1 rRNA gene (running past one end of the window) is annotated in these 1,400 nt (G+C 45.5%); it reads left to right on the top strand.

Features of this window, described 5'->3' with window-relative positions:
* Positions 1 to 123: 123 nt before the first annotated feature.
* A 23S ribosomal RNA gene (locus tag AC1RPX_RS07540) occupies positions 124 to 1,400 on the top strand (it continues 1,742 nt past the right edge of the window).

The following is a 1,400-nucleotide window of genomic DNA, read 5'->3' as shown; positions in this document are numbered from 1 at the left end:
AAATTTGTTCTTTGAAAACTAGATAATATTTATTAAATTTTTAAGCAATAAGCCGAGAAACACCGCGTTTTATTAGTTAAGAACGTAGTTCTTAACAAAACCACTTTGCTTTAAGTAAAGTTAGGTTAAGTTATCAAGGGCGCATGGTGAATGCCTTGGCACTAGGAGCCGATGAAGGACGGGACTAACACCGATATGCTTCGGGGAGCTGTAAGTAAGCTTTGATCCGGAGATTTCCGAATGGGGGAACCCAGCAGTTTTAATCGACTGTTACTATTAACTGAATACATAGGTTATATAGAGGTAAACGCAGGGAACTGAAACATCTAATTACCTGCAGGAATAGAAAGAAAAATCGATTCCCTAAGTAGCGGCGAGCGAACAGGGAAGAGCCCAAACCAAGAAGCTTGCTTCTTGGGGTTGTAGGACTGCTCATTTGAGTTACCAAAGATTTTTATAGTAGAAGAGTCTGGGAAGACTCGCCGTAGAGGGTGATAGCCCCGTATACTAAATGAAAATCTCTCAGAGCAGTATCCTGAGTACGGCGGAACACGAGAAATTCCGTCGGAATCCGGGAGGACCATCTCCCAAGGCTAAATACTCCCTAGTGACCGATAGTGAACCAGTACCGTGAGGGAAAGGTGAAAAGCACCCCGGAAGGGGAGTGAAATAGTTCCTGAAACCATGTGCCTACAAATAGTTAGAGCCCGTTAATGGGTGATAGCGTGCCTTTTGTAGAATGAACCGGCGAGTTACGTTTGCTTGCGAGGTTAAGTTGATAAGACGGAGCCGTAGCGAAAGCGAGTCTGAATAGGGCGCCATAGTAAGTAGACGTAGACCCGAAACCAAGTGACCTACCCATGTCCAGGTTGAAGGTGCGGTAAAACGCACTGGAGGACCGAACTCATGTATGTTGAAAAATGCTGAGATGAGGTGTGGGTAGCGGAGAAATTCCAAACGAACTTGGAGATAGCTGGTTCTCTCCGAAATAGCTTTAGGGCTAGCCTCGGAATTAAGAATCATGGAGGTAGAGCCACTGTTTGGACTAGGGGCCCATCTAGGGTTACTGAATTCAGATAAACTCCGAATGCCATTGATTTATATCCGGGAGTCAGACTGCGAGTGATAAGATCCGTAGTCGAAAGGGAAACAGCCCAGACCACCAATTAAGGTCCCAAAATACATGTTAAGTGGAAAAGGATGTGGAATTGCACAGACAACTAGGATGTTGGCTCAGAAGCAGCCACCATTTAAAGAGTGCGTAATAGCTCACTAGTCGAGTGATTCTGCGCCGAAAATGTACCGGGGCTAAACATGTTACCGAAATTGTGGATGGAACCCATTAGGGTTCCGTGGTAGGAGAGCGTTCTAAGGGCAACGAAGCTAGACCGTAAGGACTG

This window comes from Dellaglioa sp. CoH-56-MRSF-14, from assembly GCF_056782115.1.
This window is presented reverse-complemented; position numbering and strand designations above follow the sequence as displayed.